The following is a 25,166-nucleotide window of genomic DNA, read 5'->3' as shown; positions in this document are numbered from 1 at the left end:
TTTCTCACCTTCAACTTGAACTTTAAGGTCGAAGTTATGAAATCGGTGCTCACGGTCGTTGCACGGGGTACCCCACACAGATAGCGTTGATGGAGTTCAAGTCACAAGAGAGGGTCGACAATGGAGCATACGGAACCGCCAATTGATGGCACTGATGCTGTTGTTGATGCGTATCCGCTCTCTGCCGACCTGCTCTTCGACGACGGGCTTCCTCGTCCAAATGTCGACGGTGGTTTCAAGGGCGCAGTGGCTGCCCGCGCGGCCGGCATCAGCTATCGACAGCTCGACTACTGGGCGCGCACCGGCCTCGTAGAGCCCACCGTGCGAGAAGCCAGCGGTTCAGGCTCACAGCGACTCTATGGGTTCCGCGACATCCTCGTTCTTAAGCTCGTGAAGCGACTGCTCGACACTGGCATTTCGCTGCAGCAGATTCGTACGGCAGTCGGGCAATTGCACGCAGCCGGAGTGCACGATCTCTCGCAGACGACGCTCATGAGTGACGGCATGAGTGTGTACCTCTGCACCTCCAACGACGAGGTTATTGACCTTGTGAGCAGGGGGCAGGGCGTGTTCGGCATTGCTGTCGGTAAGGTGCTGCGCGAAGTCGAAACGTCGCTCGTTGACCTCGACGACCACCGCGAGAAGCCCGCGGCTCACGCTCCTACCGATGAACTTGCCGCTCGTCGCTCTAAGCGCAAGACGTCTTAGTAACGAGTTCTCGTTAGTCTTTAGCCTTCTTCATCGATCGCAGTACGCGGTCGAGCACGATATCGAAGTTCGCGGCCATCTCTTGTGCTGGTTCTCCGGGCCAGAGATGCACTGGCTTTGCGGCACCCTGGGCCTGTTGCAGCGCTGGTCGCTCAGGCAGCTGAGGCGTAAGTACGAGCGGGCCGAACATCTCGCGCAACTCGCGAACACGGAACTGGTGCTCCACAGACTGCGCCTGGGTGCGGTTCACGAGAATGCCGAGCGGCTGCAAGCGAGGGCTCACACCTCGGCGGATCTCTTCGATCGCGCGCAGCGCGCGGTCGGTCGCTGCTACAGCGAACAGGCTTGGCTCTGTCACGATCATTACGCGGTCGCTCGCTGCCCACGCTGTGCGCGTGAGCGCATTCAATGACGGAGCAGAGTCCACTAGCACGAGGTCGTAATCGGACTCGACAATTGCGAGTGCCTCTTCCAACTTCCAAATGTCCCGCGCCGACGGGTGCGGGCCATCAAAGTTGATTGCAGATGGGCTACCCACCAGGAGGTCGATCTTGCCGCCTTCGTGGAACTCATTCCACCCGCTCGGAGCGATCGCCTGACGGACCGTTTTCTCTTTCGGGCTCTCAAGAACGTCTGCGATATTCGAATAGCCTTCAGGATCGACGGCCAGGCCTGTTGAGACGTCTGACTGCGGATCAAGATCGACGACCAGTGTGCGAAGACCGCGCGAAAACGCCGCTGACGCAAGCCCCAGCGTTACTGTGGTCTTGCCGACGCCACCTTTTAGGGAACTCACACTCAATACATGCACGGTTCGAGTTTAGTGGATGAAGCCTGATTGAGGCTTGGATGATTATGTAGCCGATAGCATCAACGCATGGCTGTGCGCGAAATACGACTGTTTGGGGATCCGGTGCTTCGCACCGTTTGCGATGAAATTTCCGAAATTGACGCCGGAATTCACGCGATGGTGACGGACCTGTGCGACACCGTCGATTTCGACGGGCGAGCGGGTCTCGCCGCGACGCAGATTGGATACACCCACCGCGCATTCAGCCTGAATATCGACGGCGTCATCGAGTACGTGTTGAATCCAGAGTTGGTTGAGGTGAGTGGGGACCCTGAGGAAATGGGCGAGGGGTGTTTGTCAGTGCCGGACCTGTGGTTTACGGTCACGAGGTACCCTCGAGCGACTGTACGCGGCATATTGCTCGATGGCAGTGAAGTGACAATCATAGGGGAGGGTCTCAAAGCGCAGGCTCTGCAACATGAGTGCGACCACCTCGACGGCAAACTCTACATCTCGAGGCTCGACCGTGAGACACGCGGAGAAGCAATGAGGCAGATTCGCACCTCAAGGTGGTTCTAAACCGAGATATAAAAAGTGGTGCCACCCGAGGAAGTCTTCGAGTGGCACCACAACCTGACGTTAGTGAGTATTGATTAGGGGTGCGTCTGCACGTGCTCCGTCTGCGGATTCTCCCCGTAGATACTTGAGATCTCGCTCGCGAAGTCACGCAGAATGTTGTCGCGCTTGATGCTCATCTTAGGTGTGAGGTGGCCATTTGCTTCGATGAACTCAGTCGGGAGGATCTCGAATTTGCGAATCGACTCAGCGCGAGAGACAAACTTATTTCCCTCGTCGACTGCGCGTTGAACCTCGGCGATGACCTTGGGGTTCTTCACTGCCTCTTCGAGCGTCATGGTTGGGTCCTCGCCCTGGTTTTTCAACCATGCGGGAAGCATCTCGGGATCGAGCGTGATCAACGCGGCGATGAACGGCTTCTGATCGCCAACGACGACGACCTGGCCGATGATTGTGTTTGCGCGAATTGGATCTTCAAGTGCGGCAGGCGCGACGTTCTTGCCGCCTGCGGTCACGATGATCTCCTTCTTGCGGCCCGTGATCGTGAGGTAACCATCCTCATCGAGCGCGCCAATGTCACCTGTCTTGAAGAACCCATCGTCGGTGAATACCGCAGCGGTGGCCTCGGGGTTCTTCCAGTACTCCTTGAATACGTCGATGCCCTTCACTTCAATTTCGCCGTCTTCCGCGATGCGTACTGTGTGGCCTGGGAGCGCCGGCCCAACGGTGCCAATCTTGAACTTGCTCGGAAGGTTCACTGACACGGGGGCGGTGGTCTCAGTCAGGCCATAACCTTCGAGAATCTTTATTCCAAGGCTGCGGTAGAAGTGGCCGAGGTAGCGGCTGAGTGGTGCGGATCCTGAGACCGCAAACTGCACGCGTCCACCGAGCTTGTCGCGCAGCTTCGAGTACACGAGAAGATCAAAGATCTTGAACTTCATACCAAGCATGAAGGGAACCTTGCCGGCGTCGAGTGCTTCAGAGTGCTCCACGGCAACCTTCGCTGCAGCTCGGAAGATCTTCCCCTTGCCTTCGGCCTCAGTGTTCTGCTCTGCAGAGTTGTAGACCTTCTCAAACACGCGCGGAACGGCAAGGAGGAACGACGGGTGGAATGTTCCGAGTGCGGGGAGCAATTGGCTCGTGTCTGCTTGGTGACCTACTCGAACACCTCCGCACACACTGAGCACCGAAATGAACCGTGCGAACACGTGTGCGAGCGTCACAAAGAGCAGCGTTGAGCTGCCCGGTGCGTTAACGACCTCAGTGAGGGCAGCTGCTGAGTTACGCGAGAGATCCACAAAATTCGAGTGCGTGAGTACGCAGCCCTTCGGGCGACCGGTCGAACCCGAGGTGTAAATGAGCGTTGCAATGTCGGAACCCTGCGCGAGATTTCTGCGGCGCTCAATCTCTGCATCTTCGACCTCGGCGCCCGAAGCACTCAATGCGCTGATGGCATCTTCGTCGAGACGCCAGATAAGGTCGACCGCGGTGGCCTGGTCTTTGATTTCAGAGAACCTGTCAAACTGTGCGCTCGTCTCAACCATGAGTCCTCGTGCTTCAGAGTCTTCGAGGATCCAGTGGATCTGCATCGCAGACGATGTCTCGTAGACAGGCACCATGATTGCGCCGGCATAGAAGAGTGCAAAGTCTACGAGCGTCCATTCGTAGCTCGTCTTGCACATGAACGCGATGTGGTCGCCTGGCTGCACGCCTGCAGCAACAAACCCCTTAGCGAGCGCGATGACCTGGCGGCGGAACTCTGCGGCACTGATATCTCTCCAGCCGCCATTCTCGGGAACTGCGAAGAGCGCGCGATCTGGAGTGGCCTGCACTCGCTCCTCAAGGAGATCCGTAATGTTGTCCTCCGGAGCCTCGGGGACAATGATTGGGGTCTCGGACAAATTCACGGGAACTCCTTTGTTCGTGTCGGGACTGTGTGTGCCAGTACATTCAACGGGTAGCGTTGCCACCGATTTTATGTCCAAAGCCTATCCCCATGCGGTTTCGGTTGTAGGTCTCCGCTATTCTGGGGGTCGACGAAGGGAAAAATCAGGCCGTGCTCTACTGGTTCTTTAAACACCTGATCATCGGGCCGTTTCTGAAGACGGTGTACCGACCCTGGGTCGAAGGCGCCGAGAATATCCCTGAGAGTGGACCAGTCATTATTGTTGGGAACCACCTATCTGTTATCGATTCGTTTTTTATGCCACTTATGGTGGATCGGCGGGTGTACTTTCTCGCGAAGAGCGACTATTTCACCGGTAAAGGCCTAAAGGGATGGTTGGTAAAGACCTTCATGCTTGCTGTTGGTCAGCTTCCGATCGACCGTTCGGGGGCAAGGCGTCAGAAGCTTCGCTGAATACGGGGCTGAGCGTTCTTGACCGCGGTGACGTACTCGGTATCTACCCCGAAGGGACTCGCAGCCCAGATGCGAGGCTCTACCGGGGCCGCACCGGCGTCGCGCGACTCGTGCTCGAGTCCGGCGCGACGGTCGTTCCCATCGTGATGATCGACACTGAAAAGGCAATGCCGATCGGCGTGAAGTTTCCGCGAATCCGTCGAATCGGCACCGTGATCGGTAAGCCACTCGACTTCACACGGTTTGAAGGCCTCAGTGCGGACAGGTTCGTACTTCGAAGCGTTACCGATGAGATCATGCTCGAGATTCAGAAACTGAGCGATCAGGAGTACGTCGACGTCTACGCGTCGAGCGTGCGACAGCGATAGTTGTTCGCCTCAACCAAGTTTCCGCAGAGCGCGTCTTCGTTCGCTTCGGGCGTCCGCCGAGTGTGCGTGGATGTCAGAGGAGTTGGGTACGCTTAAGGGGTGCCGTCATTTGGGGCGGTACTGCGATATTTATACAGGATGGCCATGAATGCAGTGAGCAAGCAGACCCTATCGGCGCAGCAGATCTTCGAGCAGCTCGACACGTATCGTTTGCTCGAGGCAAAGCAGCAGCCGAGTTGGCCTGATGCTCGAGCAGTTGAAGCTGCAAAGCAAGAGCTATCGACACAGCCGCCACTGGTCTTTGCCGGTGAGGCTGACCAGCTTCGTGAGCGGCTTGCTGCTGCGGCACGAGGCGAAGCCTTTCTGCTGCAGGGTGGCGATTGCGCCGAAACATTCGAGGCTGCGACCGCAGATAGAATCCGAGATCGCGTAAAGACACTGCTTCAGATGGCAGTTGTGCTTACCTACGGTGCTTCAATGCCAGTGATCAAGGTCGGTCGCATGGCTGGTCAGTTCGCAAAGCCACGTTCGAGTGATAATGAAACTCGCGAGGGCGTCACACTTCCCGCGTACCGAGGTGACCTCGTGAACGGTTACGAGTTCACTGAGCAATCACGAACTCCAGACCCAAGCAGGCTTGTGCAGGGGTACCATGTGTCGGCATCGACGCTGAACCTCATTCGGGCGTTTACCCAGGGTGGGTTTGCTGATCTCAGGCAGGTCCACGCGTGGAATCAGGGCTTTGTTTCTAATCCCGCGAACCGTCGGTACGAGGCATTGGCAGCCGAAATAGATCGCGCACTTCGATTTATGGATGCGTGTGGGGTAGACCACACCGCACTCACGCAAACCGAGTTCTACGTGAGCCACGAAGCACTCTTGCTCGATTACGAGCGGCCGCTCACTCGAATCGATTCCCGCACGGGCAACCTGTACGACACCTCGGGCCACATGCTGTGGATCGGGGAGCGCACACGAGACATAGACGGCGCACACGTTGACTACCTTTCGAAGGTGCGCAATCCAATCGGCGTGAAGCTTGGTCCGACAGCAACCGTTGATGACGCTCTGCGCCTTATCGACAAGATTGACCCCGAGCGAGAGCCCGGTCGTCTGACGTTCATTACGCGCATGGGCGCTGGCAAGATCCGCGACGTGCTGCCTGGCCTCCTCGCCGGTGTGCGCGACTCGGGCGCGCAGCCACTGTGGATCACCGACCCGATGCACGGCAACGGCATCACAACGGCGACGGGTTATAAGACGCGCCGATTCGACGATGTCATGAACGAACTTCTCGGATTCTTCGAGGCGCACCGCGAGGTCGGCACGATCCCCGGTGGTATTCACGTCGAGGTCACTGGCGACGATGTGACCGAGGTGCTCGGCGGGGCAGAGAATATCGACGAGGAGGCACTTGCAACGCGCTATGAGTCGGTGGTCGATCCACGCCTGAATCATAGGCAGTCACTCGAGCTTGCGTTCCAGGTCGCCGAAGAACTCAAGCGGGCGTAGAGGGTCGGTCGGAGCGCAACGGGCGATAACGTGCCGTGGAGCTCCGGCCGATTTGCTCTCCGAGTTCTATAGCGAAACTTGAGCTGTAACGCGCACGTCTGAGCCCTTAGGCACTCGCTCGCCGGCGCCTGGTCTCGTACCGCTTGCCTCAGCAAATTCTCTGAGGCGATCAGGAACTAGCGTTGTCGGGTTAAAGCCTGCGGCACTTAGCGTGTCCATCGCTTCCTGAAGCCCCATGCCCGATACGTCTGGAATCTCGAACAGTTCTGGGCCGAGTGAGAGCTGCAAACCTACAGCATCGCCCGGCCGTACAGGATCGGTTGAGGGAAGTACTGCAATGGCCGCACCGATCGGGACCTCATCATTGTGAACCTGGGTATTCAGTGACTCGTCAACGACGAGTTCCCGTGCTGCGAGAGTGTTCGTTGCCTCAGTCTCACTCATTCCGAACACACTAGGTATCGAGCCCGCAGAAACAACCAGGTTTATTATTCCCTGCTCTGGGAACGTCTCACCGAGTGGAGCGTCAGATTCATCGAGCGCCGCGAGTACAGCGTCAGCCTCTGCTTCAGAGAATCGCGTATCGACAACTTCACCGAACTGGAACCTGGAGTCAGTGATGAGCTGCACCGCGTCCTCGAGCGAGAGTCCAACAATCGTGGGAACGTCGAGCATCTCTGGGCCGGACGATTCACAGACAGTGGTGGTCGTGTTGCGATCCACACGAGTACCCGGGGCCGGGGTAATCTCGGCGGCAAGACCGGCTTCCACCGTGAGGCTCGAACACACGGTCGTTTCGACAAACAGATCGAGTTGCTCGAGTTCCGCGGTCGCGGTCTCCATCGTGAGACCGGAAATCTCAGGAATTGTTACCTTCGATCCGGGACCCTGACCGAACCAGTATCCGAGCCCTCCGGCAATAAGCAAGAGGAGGATGAGCGCTCCCGCGATCCACCGACCCCGCTTTGAGCGCCTGGTGCCACTATTCTGAGCGCGTTCTACCGGCGATGTCGAACGCGACGTTGCGGTAGTGCTGCCACCGGACGCACGATCATTTTCGGACGGGAGCGCATTCGCGATACTCGCGCTCTGTAGTGGATCGAGCACCGCGGTGGACGGGGTAATGTGCGTCGTTGCGACGTCATCGAGTTCGTTTCCCAGCACAGTCGTGGCGGCAAGCGGTTCCTCGGGCTCTTCGCCTTCGCGCAAAAATAGCGGAGCAATCGCGGCATATGGATCATCGCGGATTGGTTCGAGACGATCGAGTGCTTCACTTGCGTCGATGGGTCGCAGGTCAGCGTCACGCCTCGTGAGCCACATGACGAACTCGTCGACAGCAGGAGTGGAGACCTGACTGTGCTCGGAGGGTGGCGGGACATCTGAGTGAGCGTGCTGATACGCGATCTGCATCGGTTGTTCGCCGGTGAACGGCTGCACTCCCGTCAGCATCTCATAGAGCATGATGCCGAACGCGTAGAGATCACTTCGCTCGTCTGCGATGCCGCGCGTGACGAGTTCGGGGGAGAGGTACGCGATGGTGCCGAGCAGCGCCTGGCCTGTCGTGGTATTTGCGCTTACCGCGCGGGCGAGACCAAAGTCACCGATCTTAATGCGGCCATCATCAACGAGCAGAACATTTTCTGGCTTGAGGTCTCGGTGCACAATACCGGCGTGATGCGCTGCAGCGAGCCCACCGAGAACCGCCTCACTTATTTCGAGCGCCTGGTCAAGCGTGAGACGCTTTTGCTTCTTGAGTAGCTGGCGAAGGGTGATATTTGGCAGGTACTCCATCACGAGGTAGGTGCGCCCGAGATCGTGACCCTGGTCAAAAACATTCACGAGATTTGCGTGCGCGAGACGAGCAGCGCTTCTTGCTTCGCGGTCAAACCGCCGAGTGAAGTTCTCATCTTCGGCGAGGTGATCATGCATCACCTTCACGGCAACCTTGCGCTCGAGACGCAGATCGGTCGCGAGATACACCATCGCCATGCCGCCGCGCGCGATACGAGAGCGGATCACGTACCGCTCGTTCAGCGTGCGCCCGAGCAACGGGTCGATGGGTGCAGAGGTCACGCGCAAAGCCTACGGAATGGCGTGTGCAAATTAGCTGATCCGCGCCGTGAAGCTCGAAAGTGACCTGATCGAGTCCTGCTCTGCATTGCGACGAATTGCGCGACCTGGCATTGTTGATGGTGTGGAAGAGAACCCCGCAACCGAGTACCTGACCGTCCCCGAACTTGTTGAGCTGTTTGGCTGTTCAGTGGGCAAAGTGCATCGCCTGCTCGAAGAACACTATCTTGCGTCGGTAAAGATCGACGGCATTGTCCAAGTCCCAGCGGAGTTTGTGCAAAACGGAGACGTGATTCCATCGCTCCGAGGCACGCTCCTTGCGCTCCTTGACAGCGGCTTCTCGGAGGAGGAAGCGGTGCATTGGCTGCTTCAGGAGAATGATGAGCTTGGCGAACGACCCATCGCTGTGCTTCGCGACGGTCGCAAGAGCGCCGTGCGCAGGGCAACGCAGAGCCTCGCGTTTTAGTAGCGCTGACGCTCGTAACCTCACTCAGAGTCTCGCGCTCTTCGGCTCCTAGGCGCTTCTTTGCGCCGCACGCTCGGCGAGCTTCGTGAGCCGTGCCACTGACGCAGCGTCAAGGTCAGCATTGTCGAATGCATCGCGGGCGCGCTCAATGTTGCGACCAATCATCTGCTCGACTTGCCGTTCAGCGCCGCTCTCGCGAATCGTGCGCTGCAGCATCTCGATTTGTTCCTCATCGAGCTCAGTCCCGAGCATGTCGTCGAAAATTCGACGCTGAGTCGCGGGCAACTGCTCCCGGGTGAGCGTTACGAGTACGGTTCGTTTGCCTTCGACGAGGTCGTCACCGCTCGGCTTGCCAGTGACCTGGGCGTTTCCAAACACTCCGAGCAAGTCGTCGCGAAGCTGGAACGCGACACCGACCGGAAGTCCGAATCCTGACAGAGCGTGTTCTTGATCTTCTGTGGCGCCCGCGAGCGCAGCGCCGATGAGCAGCGGGGCCTCAACGCTGTATTTTGCCGACTTATAGACGAGCACGCGGGTCGACCGATCGAGTTGCTCCGAGTGCTCCGCGAAGCCGGCACGCTGTTCTTCGAGCACGTCGAGATACTGTCCAAGTGCAACTTCGCTGCGCATGCGATTGAAATGCTGCCTAGCGGCTCGGGCAGCGGCACGATCCGCTATCGCCTCGCACGCATCAGACATCGCCTCGTCTGCCCAGGATTGAAGCAGGTCACCAAGCAGTATCGCGCTCGAAACGCCAAAGTGTGCCGCGTGCCCCCGCAACCCGGTGTTTTTATGCAACTGTTCGAAATTGCGATGTACCGATGGGCGCCCGCGCCGGGTGTCTGACCGGTCGATGATGTCATCGTGGATCAGCGCAGCAGCATGGAAAAGCTCGAGCGCGCAGGCGACGTCAAGCAAAGCCGAGAACTCGTCGCCGATCTCACCGAGGATGTCAAGCGGCGACACCGCTCGATAACCGTGCACTGCAAAGAGCGCTCGGAAGCGCTTACCGCCGGTAAGGAACTTCAGCGCCTCATCAATAAGGGACACAGAATCTGCGCCCAGTGCCTCGAGAGCATCGCGATGGGTCGCGATTATGTCGTTCAGGCGCTCCTGTATAAGCCCTGCGAGTCTTGTCGTTTCTTCCACCCGACTAGCCTATCCGCGGGCGCCGAAGTAAACTGGTGAGACAACCACAATTACACGGCGGAGGGCATCATGGCGCTGTCAGAACACGAACAGCGGCTGCTCGATGAGATGGAGCGCAGGCTCTACCAGAGCGAGGCCGATTTGTTGCCTGCTGCTTCTGGTCAACCTCGTCGATTCAACTACCGTTCGCTCGTGCTCGGAACGCTACTAGCGCTCGTTGGCATTGGGCTCCTTATTGGTGGCGCCGCGATCCAACAGTTCTGGCTCGGACTACTCGGCTTCATCGCGATGCTGGGCGGGGTGCTCGTCATGTTTTCGAAGCGAACTGAGATCGACGAGTTTGAAGACTCAACTTCATCGGGGAAGCGGCCGTCTGGTTCGCAGAAGGAATCACTGAGCGAACGAATGGAACGTCGCTGGGACGAACGAATGGGTGACGGGCGCTAGCGCTCCACTTCACTCCACCAAAAGACCGTAGCTGTTGCTGCGGTCTTTTTTTATGCCGTTTTGCGTGAGCGTTGAATGCGCGGTTGTAGGCGCCAGCCACCGATCGAAAGAACTGTTCGCCCTTATAGTGATTTTACCTCCACTTTGCTCCCCAAGTAATTTCGGGGAAAAACTAGGGAATATTGGGAAAAGTTTCTGAATTAGTGCAAAAAGTGGAGCAAAGTGGAGTACCTTGGAGTGAATGCGATTAACGAGGAGAGGAGGGCCCCGTGTTTCTCGGTACCTTCACGCCTCGTCTTGACGAAAAAGGCCGCCTCATCCTTCCCTCAAAATTTCGCAATGAGCTTGCCGACGGACTCGTAATGACGCGTGGGCAGGAACGTTGCCTGTACGTATTCAGTGAGCACGAGTTCGAATCGATGCACGAACGCATTCGCCAGGCGCCAGTTACCTCAAAGCAGGCGCGCGATTACCTCCGCGTGTTCTTGTCCGGCGCTCATCCGGAGACTCCCGACAAGCAGAGCCGGGTGACCGTGCCACAGGGGCTGCGCGAGTACGCCGGTCTTGAACGTGACGTTGCCGTCATCGGTGCCGGGTCACGTGCTGAGATTTGGGATGCAGAGGCATGGGAGAAGTACCTCGGCGAGCAGGAATCAGCATTCTCCGAAATTCAGGAGGAGGTGATTCCCGGCATGTTCTAGCCGGGAGAGCTAATGACTGATTCAACCCCACGTGACGCAGCTCAGCTGCACATTTCGGTGATGCTCGAGCGCTGCGTCGAACTCCTTGCGTCTGCATTAGAACGCGAAGGCGCCGTAGTGCTTGATGCCACCCTCGGCATGGGCGGACACACCGAGGCAATGCTTGCGAGGTATCCGGGTCTAACGGTCGTAGGGCTTGACCGGGACACAGAGGCACTTGCACTCGCAGGTGAGCGACTCTCGCGATTTGGTGACCGATTCGTTCCCGTTCACGCGGTGTACGACGAGATCGACCGCGCTCTTGAGGTTGCCGGAGTGGGCGCTATTGACGGTGCGCTCTTCGATCTCGGGGTCTCGTCGCTCCAACTTGATGAGGCCGAGCGCGGTTTTGCATACGCGCAAGATGCGCCACTCGATATGCGCATGGATCAGACAGCTGGTCGCACTGCAGCGGAGATCCTCGCAGAAGAGCCCGAGGGCAGGCTTCGGGAGCTGTTCGAGCGCTACGGTGATGAGCCACTCGCCGGGCGGTATGCGCGCGCAATCATCGCAGCACGCGAGGAAACGCCGATCGTTCGAAGTGCTCAACTCGTCGACATTCTTCAGGCAGCAACGCCAGCAGCGATGCTGAGCAAACGGCATCCGGCAAAGCGGGTATTCCAGGCCCTGCGCATTGAGGTCAACGGCGAGCTCTCGACGCTTGAGCGGGCGATTCCCGCCGCGATCGATCGACTCAGTGTCGGCGGTCGCATCGTCGTCATGTCGTACCAGTCGCTTGAAGATCGCATCGTCAAGCGCATCCTCCAGGCGCGAAGCCGATCCACCGCGCCACAGGGATTGCCAGTTGAGCTCCCTGAACATCGCGCAGAACTTCGCTTGCTCGTGCGTGGCGCCGAGCAGGCGAGTGAGGCAGAGCGTGAGGCGAACCCACGCGCTATTCCAGTGAGGCTCCGTGCCGCCGAACGTATGAGGGAGAGACCGTGAACGCGACTGTGCCCATCGAGCTCGATGAGCTCCGGCTGACACGCAGTGCCCACCCCGCCGAAGCGCCAGGGAGAAAGCGCGACACACACCTCGCACCGGTCACCACGCCTGCGACAAAGCCACGCAAGAGCCCCGTCCTCGGAGCAATCATTGCGGTCGGCGTTATCCTCGGAATCTTCGCGGCCCAGCTTTCGCTGAGCATCGCGGTTTCAGAGGGAGCGTACGAGAGTAACGCCCTGGAGATCGAACAGCGAGACCTGTTGCGCGTTGAGCGCGTGCTCTCGCAGAACCTCGACAAGCTTGCCTCTCCACAGAACCTCGCCGAGAACGCGACCGCTTTGGGAATGGTGCAGAACGTGGCTCCAGCAACGATCCGCCTGAGTGACGGCAAGATTCAAGGATCGCTGGAATCCGCGACCAAGGAAGCGGGTAAGAACCTGGTTCCTAATTCGCAGCTTGAAGCTTTGCCAATCGTTGATGCCCAGGGCCTGTTGACTCCTCGCGACACGGATGAAGCTCCCAAGGTAGATGTCGAAGCAGCCGTACGATGGGAAGGCAAGCTGCCCGCTCCACAGACGCACTAAGCGCGGGCCGCGCAAAGGAGAGAGCTGAAGTGTTGTGGCAAACCCTGCGCGGGGCGAGAGGACGAAACATCGTCTTCTTCCTCATTGTGCTCATTGCAGCCGCAGCATTCGCGATTCGCTTGATCGACGTGCAAGTCGTGAACGCAGCAACACTCAATGCGGCATCGAAAGACAAGCGTGCAGTGCCCATTACGATCTCGAGCGTGCGCGGCGACATTGTCGACCGGAATGGCGAGATTCTTGCTACGACGGACGAGCGTTTCGACGTGCAACTCTCGCCGAAGAATGCCCAACTGAACGGCGCAAAGTTCACGCGAGCCGATACCGAACGCGGGGTCGGCACTGTGACTGTCACGACGGAAGAAGCGTACGCAGAAATTGGCGAGATCACCGGTCAAACGGGTGACGAAATCAAGAAGATTGTCGACGATGCGCTCGAGATTAACGAAAAGTCTGATTTTGCTTATGTGAAGCGAGGCGTCGACCTCACGCAACTGCAACAGCTCAAGCGGCTACAGATCCCTTGGCTCACGTTTGAGAGCCAGCACGAACGGGTGTATCCAAACGGGGCAGTCGGTGGCAATATCGTCGGGTTCGCTGGCGAAGACGAGAGCACCGGCGCCGGAGTCGAACTTTCGCAAAATGAGTGCCTCACCGGTGTCGACGGCGCGGAAACATATGAGCGCGGTGCAGACGGCGTGCAACTACCGGGCAGCGTCGTGCAGACCAAGAAGGTTGAGAACGGTGGCACGATCCACCTCACGCTCGATCTCGATCTGCAGTGGCAAGCACAGCAAGTAATTAATCAAAAGGTGCAAGAGGTTGGTGCCGAATACGGGTATCTCGTCGTGATGGACGTAAAGACGGGCGAATTGCTTGCCGTTGCCGAAGACGATTCGGTGGATCCCAACGACCCAGGCGCATCTGACAGCTCAAGGTGGAGCGCTCGGTCGTTCACCTGGCCCTACGAACCCGGGTCAACATACAAGGCGATTACTGCTGCGGCACTCGTTGAAGAGGGGAAAGCGACTCCAAATACGACAGTCTCGACTCCCTACAGCTGGCAGCCCGAGGGCGGCGTTTCGTTTAGTGACTCGTTCCAGCACCCAACTATGGACTGGACGCTCACGGGTATTCTCGTGCACTCATCGAACGTAGGTATTTCGATGCTCGGGTCGAGGCTCAGTGCCGAGCAACGCTATGACTACTTCACGAAGTTCGGTCTTGGTCAATCCACGAATGCGGGTATGCCGCTTGAGGATGCGGGGCTGCTGCACGCTCCGGAAAACTGGGATGCGCAGACGAACTATGTGACGATGTTTGGACAGGGTCTCTCGTCAACGATTGTGCAAACCGCGAGTGTGTACCAAACCTTTGCGAACAAGGGGGTGCGCGTGCCCCCGACAGTCGTCAAGAGTTGCATCAAAGAGGATGGCACAGAGTCGGCGCCTGATCACGGCGAAAGCGTACGCGTGATCTCGGAGTCAACTGCTGCGACAATGCTCGACATGCTCGAAACGAGTGCGGGCGAGGGATTCCTCAACCAGTACAGCACAATTCCGGGTTACCGCATCGGCGGTAAGACCGGCACTGCGGAACAGTCTGATGGGGCCGGCGGGTACCGGGGCGACTACGTGTACAGTTTCGCGGGCATCTTGCCCGTTGATGATCCACAGTATGTGATTGTTGCGTCAGTGGGGTTCCCGTCGACAGGCAACGGTGGTCAGGCGGCTGTCAGCGCATTCCATGATGCCGCTGAAGCGACGATTCGCACGTTCCATCTACCACCCTCGAGTGGAAGCTACGTCAAGCTCCCCACAGGCGACGAGCTGTAATCGGCGAGTAGGATGGATACACGTGACCATCAGCAACGGTGATCTTACGATCAGACCTCAACACACCTCAGCGATTCCTCTCGGCCAACTTGCCAGCCACTTCGGATTCGAGCTTTCAGCCGATTCCGCAGACGTGCTCATCACCGGAGTGACGATCAACTCACGCGACGTACGACCGGGTGATCTCTACGTGGGCATGCCAGGGGCGAAGCATCACGGTGCGACGTTCGCGGCAGACGCGCTCGAGCGGGGCGCGGCTGCGCTATTGACCGACGTAGCTGGGCGAAACATTGTGAATGCGGCAGGTGTTCGGTCGCTGCCAGTGGCGGTGACACTCGGGCATCCGCGCGCAATCCTTGGTGCGGTTTCTGCCGAGGTGTACGGCACCGACGAACTTTCGGCGAAGGTTTTTGGCGTCACCGGCACGAATGGCAAGACGAGCATTGTGTATCTCATTGCTCAGCTCCTCGAGGCCGCGAGTGTTGCCCCCGGGCTGAGCTCCACTGCTGAACGCCGCATCGGCGACGAGGTCATCGTGAGCGACTTGACGAGCCCTGAGTCGTCAGAGCTCCACGGGCTCCTTGCTCGCATGGTCGAACGTGGGGTCGAAGGCGTGGCGCTCGAGGTCTCTGCGCAGGCAGTGGATCGGCATCGCATTGACGGCGTTCACTTCGATGTTGTTGCCTTCAATAACCTCTCTCAAGATCACCTCGAAGAGTACGGCGACATGGAGCATTACTTTGCTGCAAAGGCCGCACTATTCACCCCCGAACACGCAGAGCGGGGGGTCGTCGTCGTTGACGGCCCGTATGGTCAGCGGCTGGCCCGCGAGGCACAGATCCCAGTGACGACACTTGCGACCGAGTACGGGCAGAGCGCCGACTGGCACCTCGCGGTGACGAGACAAGATCTCGACGGGGTTTCGTTCGTGCTGCAGGGACCGGGCGGGCAGTTTCGCGGACGCGTGCCGGTGTTTGGCAAGTTCATGGCTGAGAACGCCGCACTTTCGCTCATCATGCTGCACGAAGCAGGAATCCCGCTCGAGCGAGTCTCAAGTGGACTGGAAAAGGGACTCATCCCCATTCATATTCCGGGTCGGCTCGAAGAGATCACAGAGGGCGGCGAGGGGCCAAGATTCTACGTCGACTACGGTCACACGCCCGGCTCGTTCGCAGCAATGCTCGACGCACTCGGCGAGGTCGTCGAAGGTAACATCATCTTCATGTTCGGAGCAGACGGCGATCGCGACACCACAAAGCGTGAAGAGATGGGGCGGATCGCGGCACAGGGTTCAGACACGCTCATCGTCTGCGATTACCATCCTCGCTCTGAACCGCCCGAGCAGATTCGCGCACAGCTGCTCACGGGCGCCCGGTCGGCGAATCACGCACGCGTATACGAGGAGGCAGATCCGCGATCCGCGATCCGCCTCGCAATATCGCTGGCCTCGCCCGGCGACGTCATTGTGTATGCCGGGCCGGGACACGAAGACTACCAAGAAGTCGCGGGGGAGTTTCTGCCGTATTCGGCGCGGGATGAGGTACGTGTTGCGCTTCGCGAGGCAGGATTACTTGCGTGATTGAGATCACTTTTTCAGAGATTGCCGCTGCGGTTCAGGGGCGGCTTGCTCTTGCCCCGGGCGAGTCGAGCGATGCAATTGCTCACGGCAATGCCCAGACCGACTCACGCGAAGTGCGAGAGGGCGATATTTTCTTCGCGAGGCGCGGAGAAGGAACCGATGGACACCTGTTCGCGGGGAACGCAGTGCGCGCTGGTGCTGCGCTGCTCGTAGTTGAACGCGAACTGAGCGGTGACGAGCTCGGTGACAGTACCCCTGTCTCGCAGATCATTGTTGATGACTCCACGGAGGCGCTGGGGCGCCTTGCGCAGGCGTCGATCCACTCTCTTCGCGAGAGCGGGCGTCTCACGATCGTGGGAATTACCGGATCCAACGGCAAAACGACCACGAAGAACCTTGCCGCAAGCATGGCCGAGGTGCGCGGAGCGACCGTTTCGAGCGAGAAGTCGTTCAACAACGAGGTGGGTGGCCCACTCACGATGCTGCGCGCCACGCCCGAGACAGAGACCCTCGTGGTCGAAATGGGGGCGAGCGCAGAGGGCGAGATTTCGCGACTGACAGCGCTCGCAAAACCCCATATCGGAGTCGTGCTGTCGGTCGGGCTTGCGCACGCCGGGGAATTCGGCGGCATCGAGGCGACGTACCGCGCGAAGAGCGAAATGGTGAGAAGCCTTGACGCCACGGGTGTTGCGGTGTTGAACCGTGATGATCCGCGCGTTGCCAAAATGGCAGAGCTCACCGAAGCTCGCGTGCTGTGGTTCGGGCAACACCCAGAAGCAGATGTACGGGCGAGCGACATCGTATCGAGCGGCGCTGGTACCTCGTTCACCCTGCATGCGTCAGGCGAATCGGCGCCAGTATTCTTCAAGGTGCTCGGCGAGCATCACGTGATGAACGCACTCGCGGCGGCCGCAATCGGGGTGACACTCGGACTCTCGCTCGAAGACGTCGTGCGAGTGCTCGAAAGCGCCTCGCTCGCTGCGCCGGGGCGAATGCAGGTGCTCGGTGGGCGCGACGGCATTACGATCATCAACGATGCCTACAACGCGAGCCCAGATTCAATGAGTGCGGCGCTTCGCACGCTGGCGCAGATACGAAAGCCAGAGGGGCGCTCGGTCGCAGTGCTCGGCGCGATGAGCGAACTTGGCGAGTACTCGGTCGAGGAACACATTCGCATCGCGCTCCAGGCGGTACGATTGCGGATCAGTGAGCTCGTTGTCGTAGGTAAGGAAGCGCGGCATCTGCACATCAGCGCGATCAATGAGGGATCGTGGGACGGCGAGAGTGTGTTCTTCGAATCGCTCGATGAGGCATATGATTATTTGCTTCGCACACTTCAGCACGACGACACCGTGCTCGTAAAATCTTCGAACGCCGCGGGTCTGCAAGTCCTCGGTGACAGGTTGGGGGAGGCCTACGCATGATCGCCATGCTTATTGCCGCGGGATTCTCGCTGCTCTACTCGCTCCTCCTCACCCCGGTCTTCATCCGCGCCTTTAATCGGCTGAAGTGGGGACAACCCATTCGCGTCGATGGCCCCAAGGAGCACGAGGTAAAGCGCGGTACGCCCACGATGGGCGGCCTTATTTTTCTCTCGGGTTCGGTGCTCGCCTATTTTGTGGGCAAGCTCATCATGGGGGAGTCGCCCTCGCCCTCGGCACTGCTTGTCATCTTGATGGCCGTCGGTGCGGGGTTCGTGGGCTTCATCGATGACTTCATGAAGACCAGGCAGCAGCAGTCCGCTGGACTTGGCGGATGGGCAAAGATTTTTGGCCAGGTCGTGATCGCGGTTGCGTTCGCGCTCCTGGGCCTGCAATTCGCAAATGAGCAGGGCCTCACTCCGGCCTCGACTCATATTTCGCTGTTCCGCGACCTGCCAATCGACTTCATGGCGCTCGGCGTCATTGCCGGCACGATTCTGTTCATTCTGTGGGTCATGGTCATTGTGACCGCCACTACGAACGCGGTCAACGTCACAGACGGGCTCGACGGGCTTGCGGCAGGCTCAGCGATCTTCGCGTTCGGAGCGTATCTCATCATTGGGTTCTGGCAATCGGCGCAGAACTGCGCGTATGACCCGGGTGAGGCAGGTTGCTACTCCGTTCGCGACCCGATGGATCTCGCGGTGATCGCTGCAGCGTTCCTGGGTGGCGTAGCTGGCTTCCTCTGGTGGAACACCAACCCCGCGCACGTGTTCATGGGCGACACCGGATCGATGGGAATTGGTGGCGCGATTGCTGCCCTCGCGATTCTCACTCGAACCGAATTCCTCCTCGTGCTCATCGGTGGCCTCTTCTTGCTCGAGACCGGGTCGGTAATTCTCCAGCGCGTGTACTTCAAGATCACCAAGGGTAAACGTATCTTCCGTATGAGCCCAGTACATCACCACTTTGAGCTCAAGGGCTGGGCCGAAGTGACAATCGTCGTGAGGTTCTGGATCATTGCTGGGCTCTTCGCAATTGTTGGCATTGGCGCCTTCTACGCAGAATGGGTGCTGCAGCAGTGAGTGGAGTGGAGCAACGGCTGGCGGCACTTACCAGTTGGCATCACGACTGGTCGGGGCTTCGAGTAGCTGTGCTCGGCCTCGGAGCCACTGGCTTTTCCGTTGCTGACACGCTGGTCGAGCTCGGCGCCCAGGTGCGCGTTGTGTACGGCAAACCCGACGAGGATCGCGAGCGCTTGCTCGACGTGATCGGTTCGGAGCGCGCACTTGCGGAATCTGATGAAGCGCAGATTGCGGAGCTTCAGGCATTTGCGCCCGAGCTCATCGTTGTGTCACCCGGTTACCCGGCAAAGCACCCGGTGGTCGTGTGGGCCCAGTCGCAGGATGTGGCAGTATGGGGCGATATTGAGCTCGGGTGGCGACTGCGCGATAAAACCGACCGCATTGCAGATTGGATTTGCGTCACCGGAACAAACGGCAAGACGACTACGACGCAGCTCACAGCGCACATGCTGCTTGCCGGCGGGCTACGTGCGGTTCCGGCAGGCAACATCGGCACTCCGCTGCTCGATGTGCTCCGCGATCCACTGGGATATGACGCGATTGTGCTCGAGCTTTCGAGCTTTCAACTCGAGCGTGTGTACTCGATGTCACCGCACTCGAGCGTGTGCCTAAACTTTGCCGACGACCATCTCGACTGGCACGGAGGCGAGAGCGGGTACTGGGCCGCAAAAGCCAAGGTTTACGAGCAGACAAAAGTCGCGTGTGTCTATAACCGTGCTGACTCAGAGACGCTGCGCATGGTCGAGGAAGCCGACGTCGTAGAGGGCGCGCGAGCGGTGAGCTTCGGGCTCGATACCCCGCCTATGAGCGGACTCGGTGTCGTTGAGGGCATTCTCGTCGACCGTGGTTTTCACGATGATCGACGCAACTCAGCACTTGAACTCGCAACAGTAGAAGAACTCGCGGAGCGTGGCCTTGCCGCGCCCCACATGGTACAGAATATTCTCGCTGCGAGCGCCCTTGCGCGGGCGTGCGGGGTAGCTCCCGCAGACATCGCGCGGGCGGTCTTGGACTTTGTTCCCGACGCGCACCGGGCCCAGCAACTCGGCGAGTGGCGCGGTGTGTGGTGGATCGACGATTCAAAGGCCACCAACGTGCACGCTGCGAATGCGTCGCTCCAGGCTCACCGCAGTGTGGTGTGGGTGCTTGGCGGGCTGCTTAAGGGCGTGGATATCTCAGATCTCGTGGCGGGCCACGCGTCGAGGCTGCGCGGTGCAGTGGTCATCGGTGCGGATCGAAGCGAGGTGCTGGCGATTCTCGCCAAGCACGCGCCCGAAGTGCCGGTGATCGAGGTGCTCGCAGAGCGAGGCATTGAAGTAATGCGCGAGGCAGTGAGGGCCGCTTCGACGATCGCAGTCGAGGGCGACACCGTACTGCTGTCTCCGGCGACGGCTTCGATGGATCAGTTTGAGAACTACTCTGACCGTGGCGACGCGTTTCAAGTGGCGTATCGCGAACTTCGCGAGAGCGAGGAGTAGCGGGTGGCGAGACGAGGCAACACCGGGAATGCGGGGAGTGCGAATCAGCCCGGCATGGTTGCGAGTGCCCGGATTAGCCTCGGTGAAAGCCTCAAATCAGGAAGCGATAAGACCGTCGCACTGCTCTGGGGCATCACGCTGCTCCTGACCGGCATCGGACTCATTATGGTGCTCTCGGCGTCGTCGATCACCTCGTACACGCAGGATCAGGGCTTCCTCGGTGTGTTTTGGCGTCAGATGATTTTCGCGGTGGTCGGGCTTCCGCTCATGATTTTCGCGGCAACTCGAACACTTGAATTTTGGAAGCGATGGGCGTGGACCTTCTTCGCCGCAGGTCTTCTGCTGCAAATGCTCGTGTTCACTCCACTCGGCTTTGAGGTTGGCGGAAACCGAAACTGGATTCAAATCGGTTCATTCGGCGCACAGCCGTCTGAGGCGCTGAAGCTCGCACTGATCGTGTGGATCGGCACGGTGCTTCTCAAGAAGGAACCGTTGCTCGGCAAGATGTCACATGAACTCATTCCAGTGATCGTGCCGGGTGCGCTTCTCGCGCTCGGACTCGTGCTGCTCGGGCGCGACCTTGGCACGACGATGGTCATGTCGGCGCTCGTGATTGGCGCAATGTTCTTCGGGGGCGTCAGCTGGAAGTCACTCTCGCTCGTCGTCGTCGGCGGGCTGCTAGCGATTGCATTTTTCGTGGTGACGAGCGAGAACCGTATGCAGCGTCTCTTCGGCCACGCCAGCGGCAACGACGATTACAGCGGTCTCGGCTGGCAGCCCCAGCACGGCCTATGGGCGCTGGCGAGCGGAGGTCTCTTCGGCGTCGGCCTCGGTGGATCCAAGGCGAAGTGGAACTGGCTGCCTGCAGCAGACAACGACTATATTTTTGCGATCATCGGCGAGGAACTCGGGTTTATCGGTGCGATGCTCGTCGTGGTGCTCTTCATTGTGCTCGCGGTTGTCATGCTGCGCGTGATTTCGCGCGCACGCGATCGCTTTGGTCGAGCCGTTGTCGGTGGCGCACTTGTGTGGATCGTGGGCCAAGCATTCCTCAACATTGGTGTGGTGATCGGCCTGTTCCCGGTGCTCGGGGTGCCGCTCCCACTCATCAGCGCCGGTGGCACCGCATTGATTTCGTGTCTGATCACTATGGGAGTTGTGATCTCGGTCGCCCGCGATGCTGGTGACTATCAACATGAACTGGCACACCAGGGTCACGTGGGACGATAGAGGTCATGACAACGTACCTGCTCGCCGGCGGTGGCACCGCCGGTCACGTGAATCCGCTGCTTGCACTTGCCGACTTCATCAGGCGCCGCGAAGCTGACGCGGAGATCGTTGTGCTGGGCACAGCAGAGGGGCTCGAGGCGCGACTCGTACCCGAACGCGGGTATGAGTTGCAAACGATTGAGCGTCTCCCGTTTCCGAGGAAGCCAGGACTGTATGCGCTGAAGTTTCCGTTCAAGTATCAGCGGGCAATTCGCGCCGTTCGAGCGCTCATCAGGGAACGCGACGTCGATGTTGTTGTGGGGTTTGGCGGATACGCTTCAGCGCCCGCGTACCAGGCGGCAGCTCGCGAGCGGGTGCCGTTTGTGATCCACGAGGCAAACGCGAAACCCGGGATGGCGAATAAGCTCGGAGCGCGATCCACCCCCTACGTCGCTGTGACGTTCGCGAGCACACCGATTCGAGGCGCGCGAGCAACCGGGATGCCGCTGCGCCCCGAGATTGAGTCGCTCGACCTCGCGGGGCTGCGGGAGAGTGCTCGTGAGCACTTTGGACTCGACCCAGAACGACCCACGCTGCTCGTGACCGGTGGATCGCTCGGCGCGCGCGCAATCAATCGCGGAATTTCGGGATCTGCGCGGGCTATCATCGACTCCGGCGCGCAGGTGCTGCACGTGTGGGGCGGACTCACCGAGATCGAGGATCCGGGGGTGCCTGGCTATCACGTGATTGAGTACTGCGACCGCATGGATCTCGCGTTTGCGGCGTGCGACCTCGCCGTTTCGAGGGCTGGCTCGACGACCGTGAGTGAGCTCGCGGGGCTCGGAGTTCCCGCAGTATTTGTTCCGCTGGGTCATGGCAATGGCGAGCAGCGGGCGAATGCCCGGGACGTAGTGCAAGCTGGTGGGGCGTTGCTTGTTGACGACGCCGAGCTCACGTCCGCATGGGTTCGAGGCACGTTGCTTCCGCTCTTGCATGACCCCGTACGCCTCGGCGACATGTCGACCCGTGCGCGCGGGGCGGGGTCGCTCGACGGCACAGCGCGGTTGTTTGACATGGTGCTCGAAGCACGCGCGGCGGCGCAGTAAGGTGTCGCGCCTCACACTTCGCATCACCCCACGCCCCTGGCTCATGCTCGCCGTCATGGTGCTCGGTCAGGCCGCGACGACCGTCGTAGTGGCAACCCCCGCTTTTCTCATTCCCTATCTGCACCAGTACGAGGGCATGAACCTCGCAAGTGCGGGCTTGCTCGCTGGTGCACCGCACCTCGGGCTCGTTTTGTCGCTCATCGCATGGGGCGCGGCGGCCGATCGCTACGGCGAGCGGAACGTGCTCATCATCGGCCTTGCGCTTACCGTGCTCGCCGTCGCAGGGTCGATGCTTGCGCACGGATTCGTGATGCTCGGCGTTGCGCTGGTAGTGAGTGGGGCAATGTCAGCGTGCATCAATAACGCGAGCGGGCGTCTTATCGCGGGGTGGTTCCCAGCTGAGCGCCGCGGCCTTGCGATGGGAATACGTCAAACCTGTCAGCCGATCGGCATGGCCATTGCCGCTATTGCTGTTCCAACGCTCGCGATCCACTATGGAATCTTGGGCGCCCTCGCGTTTGGTGGCGCGCTGACGCTCATTGCGCTCGTATGCTGCGTCGCCGCTGTGGTGGATCCCGAATTGGCCCCGCGCACGGTTGCCGCGCTCGGCAGCAATCCATACCGCGAGTCCTGGACCCTGGCTCGAATTCACGCGGTGTCGGTGCTGCTCGTTGTGCCACAATTCGTGCTCTCTACATTCGGGCTCGTTTGGTTCACCGTTGATTTTGGCTGGAGCGCGCTCGCGGCTGGGGCACTCGTCGCCACTGCGCAGTTGCTCGGTGCTGGCGGCAGGATTGTCGCCGGCATATGGAGCGACAAGGTTGCCTCGAGGCTGCGGCCACTGCGCCAGGTCGCTATTGCGGGCGTCGTCGTGCTGCTCGTCGCTGCTGCGTTTGGATGGGCAGAGTGGGCAATTCCCGCAGCGATCATCTTTGTCGTGGCGAGTTGCGTGAGCGTCGCTGACAATGGCCTCGCGTTCACGGCCGTTGCGGAGATCGCGGGCCCGCAGTGGGCTGGCCGCGCCCTCGGAACACAAAACACTGGGCAGTTCCTTGCATCAGCGGTCGTGCCCTCGCTCGTTGGCGGGCTCATCGGATTCGTTGGTATTCCCGCAGCTCTGGCACTTGTTGCGCTGACGCCAGCCATCGCCCTTCCGCTGATTCCCAGCGAACTCGACGCACAGCGCACCGCGACGCGCCAGGGGCGTAGTGCGGGGAACCGGCCCACTTCATCGCCCGCGCGGTAGTCTTGACGGGCACAGCAATGAGGAGCGCCGTATGATTTACCCCGATCTCGAGATGGAGATTCCGAACGACCTCGGACGGGTGCATTTCGTCGGTATTGGCGGCGCGGGCATGAGCGCGATCGCGCACATGATGCACGCTAACGGGGTGCAGGTGACGGGTTCTGATCGCGCAGCGAACTACAGCACCGACGCGCTCGAGGCGCTGGGTGTGCGAGTGTGGATCGGGCACGATGCCACGCATGTTGGCGACGTAGACACGCTCGTGATTACGGGCGCACTCTCGCCCGATAATCCCGAGTACCGCTCCGCAGTCGAACGTGGAATCCCGGTGCTTCACCGCTCCCAAGCACTTGCTTGGCTCGCGCGTGGAAAGAGCCTCGTAGCGGTAGCTGGTGCGCACGGGAAGACCACATCGACTGGCATGATCGTGACAGGCTTGCTCGGTCTTGGGCTCGATCCATCGTTTGCGAACGGCAGTGTCATTGCGTCGCTCGGCGTTGCCTCTGCACACGGTGCGGACGACCTGTTTGTCATCGAGGCTGATGAGAGTGACAAGTCATTCCTTATCTACGACACCTCCGTCGCCCTCGTCACGAATGTGGATCCGGAGCATCTCGATTTTTACGGGTCGCGCGAGCACTTCATGCAGGCGTTTGTCGACTTTGCGAGAAACGCGCGCGAACTCCTAGTCATTTCTGCCGATGACGCGGGGGCGCAAGAAGTTCTCGCTGCACTCAAGGAGGAATCAGGGACGCCGCGTGTTCGAACGTTCGGGTACGCAGCTGACGCTGACGTTCGCATCGTCTCTGTCGACACGACTGGGCCCGCGACGCTCGAGGTAGAGCTCGCTGGTGAGGTCTATCGTGAGACCCTGCGCGTATTTGGGGCGTACAACGCAGTGAATGCGGCGGGAGCACTCGCGGTGCTCACGGGTCTCGGGCTCGACCCCGCGACATCACTTCGGGCAATCGCCGAATTCGAGGGAACGCAGCGCAGATTCGAGTTCCACGGTGACCCCGGCGGTGTTCGCGTTTACGACGACTATGCACACCATCCCACTGAGGTGCGCGCGCTCCTCGAGTCTGCTCGATCAGTGGCAGGTGAGGGTAAGCTCATCGTCGTACATCAGCCACACCTGTACAGCCGCACGCGAACCTTTTTCAAGGAATTTGCCGAGGCGTTTGAGAGTGGCGCGGATCACACGATTGTGCTTGAAATCGACCGTGTTCGCGAGGCACCCGATCCTTCGACCACCGGTGCGATTGTGACCGATGCGTTCGCTGACCGAGCACGCGGCGAGTACATCGACGACTGGGAGCGCGCCACCAAGCGCGTTCGCGAGCTCGCCGAACCCGGTGACCTGGTGCTCGTTGTGGGTGCAGGGTCGGTGTACAAGATCGTGCCGCAACTCGTGAGCGCGCTTGGCGAAGACCCGGGAGACTCGTGAGACGGCCAGGAGGGTTTGAGCGACGACCGTTCTCGACGACGAACAC

At 59.8% G+C, this 25,166-nt stretch carries 21 protein-coding genes and 1 pseudogene; 18 read left to right on the top strand and 4 right to left on the bottom strand.

Annotation, left to right across the window (positions count from 1 at the left end; all coding sequences use genetic code 11):
- Positions 1 to 120: 120 nt before the first annotated feature.
- Complete coding sequence (locus H9L06_RS03105; RefSeq protein ID WP_187555803.1) at positions 121 to 708, top strand: MerR family transcriptional regulator; 588 nt, start codon at positions 121 to 123, stop codon at positions 706 to 708.
- Positions 709 to 721: 13 nt separating this feature from the next.
- Here H9L06_RS03105 and H9L06_RS03100 read toward each other — a convergent pair whose 3' ends face one another.
- Complete coding sequence (locus H9L06_RS03100; RefSeq protein ID WP_187555802.1) at positions 722 to 1,519, bottom strand: ParA family protein; 798 nt, start codon at positions 1,517 to 1,519, stop codon at positions 722 to 724.
- 66 nt (positions 1,520 to 1,585) lie between these two features.
- Here H9L06_RS03100 and def point away from each other — a divergent pair, with 66 nt between their 5' ends.
- Positions 1,586 to 2,077 carry a peptide deformylase gene (gene def / locus H9L06_RS03095; RefSeq protein ID WP_187555801.1) on the top strand — a complete coding sequence of 164 codons (492 nt, stop codon included), beginning with the start codon at positions 1,586 to 1,588 and terminating at the stop codon, positions 2,075 to 2,077.
- A gap of 74 nt (positions 2,078 to 2,151) precedes the next feature.
- Here the strand turns inward: def and H9L06_RS03090 are convergent, their stop codons facing one another.
- Positions 2,152 to 3,981: an AMP-dependent synthetase/ligase gene (locus H9L06_RS03090; RefSeq protein ID WP_187555800.1), complete on the bottom strand. Its 1,830-nt coding sequence runs from the start codon at positions 3,979 to 3,981 to the stop codon at positions 2,152 to 2,154.
- 149 nt (positions 3,982 to 4,130) lie between these two features.
- Here H9L06_RS03090 and H9L06_RS03085 point away from each other — a divergent pair.
- Positions 4,131 to 4,801 (top strand): annotated as a pseudogene (locus H9L06_RS03085) (lysophospholipid acyltransferase family protein).
- A gap of 144 nt (positions 4,802 to 4,945) precedes the next feature.
- The gene (locus H9L06_RS03080; protein ID WP_187555799.1) at positions 4,946 to 6,313 is read left to right on the top strand and encodes a class II 3-deoxy-7-phosphoheptulonate synthase; all 1,368 of its coding nucleotides are present in this window, start codon (positions 4,946 to 4,948) and stop codon (positions 6,311 to 6,313) included.
- Between the two features lie 66 nt (positions 6,314 to 6,379).
- On the opposite strand, the gene pknB is transcribed toward H9L06_RS03080, so the two are convergent.
- Positions 6,380 to 8,386: a Stk1 family PASTA domain-containing Ser/Thr kinase gene (gene pknB, locus H9L06_RS03075; protein WP_246454467.1), complete on the bottom strand. Its 2,007-nt coding sequence runs from the start codon at positions 8,384 to 8,386 to the stop codon at positions 6,380 to 6,382.
- Between the two features lie 46 nt (positions 8,387 to 8,432).
- Between pknB and H9L06_RS03070 the strand changes: the two genes are divergently transcribed.
- A complete protein-coding gene (locus H9L06_RS03070; RefSeq protein ID WP_343069254.1) occupies positions 8,433 to 8,849 on the top strand; it encodes an Rv2175c family DNA-binding protein in 417 nt (138 codons plus the stop codon).
- Positions 8,850 to 8,897: 48 nt separating this feature from the next.
- Here H9L06_RS03070 and H9L06_RS03065 read toward each other — a convergent pair whose 3' ends face one another.
- Complete coding sequence (locus tag H9L06_RS03065; RefSeq protein ID WP_187555798.1) at positions 8,898 to 9,998, bottom strand: polyprenyl synthetase family protein; 1,101 nt, start codon at positions 9,996 to 9,998, stop codon at positions 8,898 to 8,900.
- Positions 9,999 to 10,067: 69 nt separating this feature from the next.
- Here H9L06_RS03065 and H9L06_RS03060 point away from each other — a divergent pair, with 69 nt between their 5' ends.
- The 13 genes from H9L06_RS03060 to murC all read left to right on the top strand — a co-directional run bounded on the left by H9L06_RS03060 (position 10,068) and on the right by murC (position 25,120).
- A complete protein-coding gene (locus H9L06_RS03060; protein ID WP_187555797.1) occupies positions 10,068 to 10,445 on the top strand; it encodes a DUF3040 domain-containing protein in 378 nt (125 codons plus the stop codon).
- A gap of 269 nt (positions 10,446 to 10,714) precedes the next feature.
- Positions 10,715 to 11,146, top strand: coding sequence for a division/cell wall cluster transcriptional repressor MraZ (gene mraZ / locus H9L06_RS03055; RefSeq protein WP_187555796.1), 432 nt, complete (start codon positions 10,715 to 10,717; stop codon positions 11,144 to 11,146).
- 12 nt (positions 11,147 to 11,158) lie between these two features.
- On the top strand, positions 11,159 to 12,130 hold the full coding sequence (rsmH, locus tag H9L06_RS03050; RefSeq protein ID WP_187555795.1) for a 16S rRNA (cytosine(1402)-N(4))-methyltransferase RsmH: 972 nt from the start codon (positions 11,159 to 11,161) through the stop codon (positions 12,128 to 12,130).
- Complete coding sequence (gene ftsL / locus H9L06_RS03045; protein ID WP_187555794.1) at positions 12,127 to 12,714, top strand: cell division protein FtsL; 588 nt, start codon at positions 12,127 to 12,129, stop codon at positions 12,712 to 12,714. The genes rsmH and ftsL overlap by 4 nt, the downstream gene beginning before the upstream one ends.
- A gap of 29 nt (positions 12,715 to 12,743) precedes the next feature.
- The gene (locus H9L06_RS03040; protein WP_246454466.1) at positions 12,744 to 14,549 is read left to right on the top strand and encodes a peptidoglycan D,D-transpeptidase FtsI family protein; all 1,806 of its coding nucleotides are present in this window, start codon (positions 12,744 to 12,746) and stop codon (positions 14,547 to 14,549) included.
- Between the two features lie 22 nt (positions 14,550 to 14,571).
- Positions 14,572 to 16,128 (top strand): Mur ligase family protein, encoded by a 1,557-nt coding sequence (locus tag H9L06_RS03035; protein WP_246454465.1) that lies wholly within the window; start codon positions 14,572 to 14,574, stop codon positions 16,126 to 16,128.
- Positions 16,125 to 17,552 (top strand): UDP-N-acetylmuramoyl-tripeptide--D-alanyl-D-alanine ligase, encoded by a 1,428-nt coding sequence (locus tag H9L06_RS03030; RefSeq protein WP_187555792.1) that lies wholly within the window; start codon positions 16,125 to 16,127, stop codon positions 17,550 to 17,552. Before H9L06_RS03035 ends, H9L06_RS03030 begins: the two co-directional genes overlap by 4 nt.
- The gene (mraY, locus tag H9L06_RS03025) at positions 17,549 to 18,634 is read left to right on the top strand and encodes a phospho-N-acetylmuramoyl-pentapeptide-transferase (RefSeq protein ID WP_187555791.1); all 1,086 of its coding nucleotides are present in this window, start codon (positions 17,549 to 17,551) and stop codon (positions 18,632 to 18,634) included. The genes H9L06_RS03030 and mraY overlap by 4 nt, the downstream gene beginning before the upstream one ends.
- On the top strand, positions 18,616 to 20,112 hold the full coding sequence (murD, locus tag H9L06_RS03020) for a UDP-N-acetylmuramoyl-L-alanine--D-glutamate ligase (protein WP_187555790.1): 1,497 nt from the start codon (positions 18,616 to 18,618) through the stop codon (positions 20,110 to 20,112). Before mraY ends, murD begins: the two co-directional genes overlap by 19 nt.
- Positions 20,113 to 20,115: 3 nt before the next feature.
- Positions 20,116 to 21,342: a putative lipid II flippase FtsW gene (ftsW, locus tag H9L06_RS03015; RefSeq protein WP_246454464.1), complete on the top strand. Its 1,227-nt coding sequence runs from the start codon at positions 20,116 to 20,118 to the stop codon at positions 21,340 to 21,342.
- 5 nt (positions 21,343 to 21,347) lie between these two features.
- On the top strand, positions 21,348 to 22,427 hold the full coding sequence (locus H9L06_RS03010) for a UDP-N-acetylglucosamine--N-acetylmuramyl-(pentapeptide) pyrophosphoryl-undecaprenol N-acetylglucosamine transferase (RefSeq protein ID WP_187555789.1): 1,080 nt from the start codon (positions 21,348 to 21,350) through the stop codon (positions 22,425 to 22,427).
- Between the two features lies 1 nt (position 22,428).
- Positions 22,429 to 23,673 (top strand): MFS transporter, encoded by a 1,245-nt coding sequence (locus tag H9L06_RS03005; RefSeq protein WP_246454463.1) that lies wholly within the window; start codon positions 22,429 to 22,431, stop codon positions 23,671 to 23,673.
- Between the two features lie 31 nt (positions 23,674 to 23,704).
- Complete coding sequence (gene murC / locus H9L06_RS03000) at positions 23,705 to 25,120, top strand: UDP-N-acetylmuramate--L-alanine ligase (RefSeq protein ID WP_187555788.1); 1,416 nt, start codon at positions 23,705 to 23,707, stop codon at positions 25,118 to 25,120.
- Positions 25,121 to 25,166: the final 46 nt, after the last annotated feature.

This window comes from Leucobacter denitrificans, from assembly GCF_014396385.1.
Lineage (GTDB): Bacteria > Actinomycetota > Actinomycetes > Actinomycetales > Microbacteriaceae > Leucobacter > Leucobacter denitrificans.
This window is presented reverse-complemented; position numbering and strand designations above follow the sequence as displayed.

Coding starts and splice junctions, on each gene's coding strand:
- H9L06_RS03105 (WP_187555803.1), top strand. CDS start 121: ATGGAGCATACGGAACCGCCAATTGATGGCACTGATGCTGTTGTTGAT.
- def (WP_187555801.1), top strand. CDS start 1,586: ATGGCTGTGCGCGAAATACGACTGTTTGGGGATCCGGTGCTTCGCACC.
- H9L06_RS03080 (WP_187555799.1), top strand. CDS start 4,946: ATGAATGCAGTGAGCAAGCAGACCCTATCGGCGCAGCAGATCTTCGAG.
- H9L06_RS03060 (WP_187555797.1), top strand. CDS start 10,068: ATGGCGCTGTCAGAACACGAACAGCGGCTGCTCGATGAGATGGAGCGC.
- rsmH (WP_187555795.1), top strand. CDS start 11,159: ATGACTGATTCAACCCCACGTGACGCAGCTCAGCTGCACATTTCGGTG.
- mraY (WP_187555791.1), top strand. CDS start 17,549: ATGATCGCCATGCTTATTGCCGCGGGATTCTCGCTGCTCTACTCGCTC.
- murD (WP_187555790.1), top strand. CDS start 18,616: ATGGGTGCTGCAGCAGTGAGTGGAGTGGAGCAACGGCTGGCGGCACTT.
- H9L06_RS03010 (WP_187555789.1), top strand. CDS start 21,348: ATGACAACGTACCTGCTCGCCGGCGGTGGCACCGCCGGTCACGTGAAT.
- murC (WP_187555788.1), top strand. CDS start 23,705: ATGATTTACCCCGATCTCGAGATGGAGATTCCGAACGACCTCGGACGG.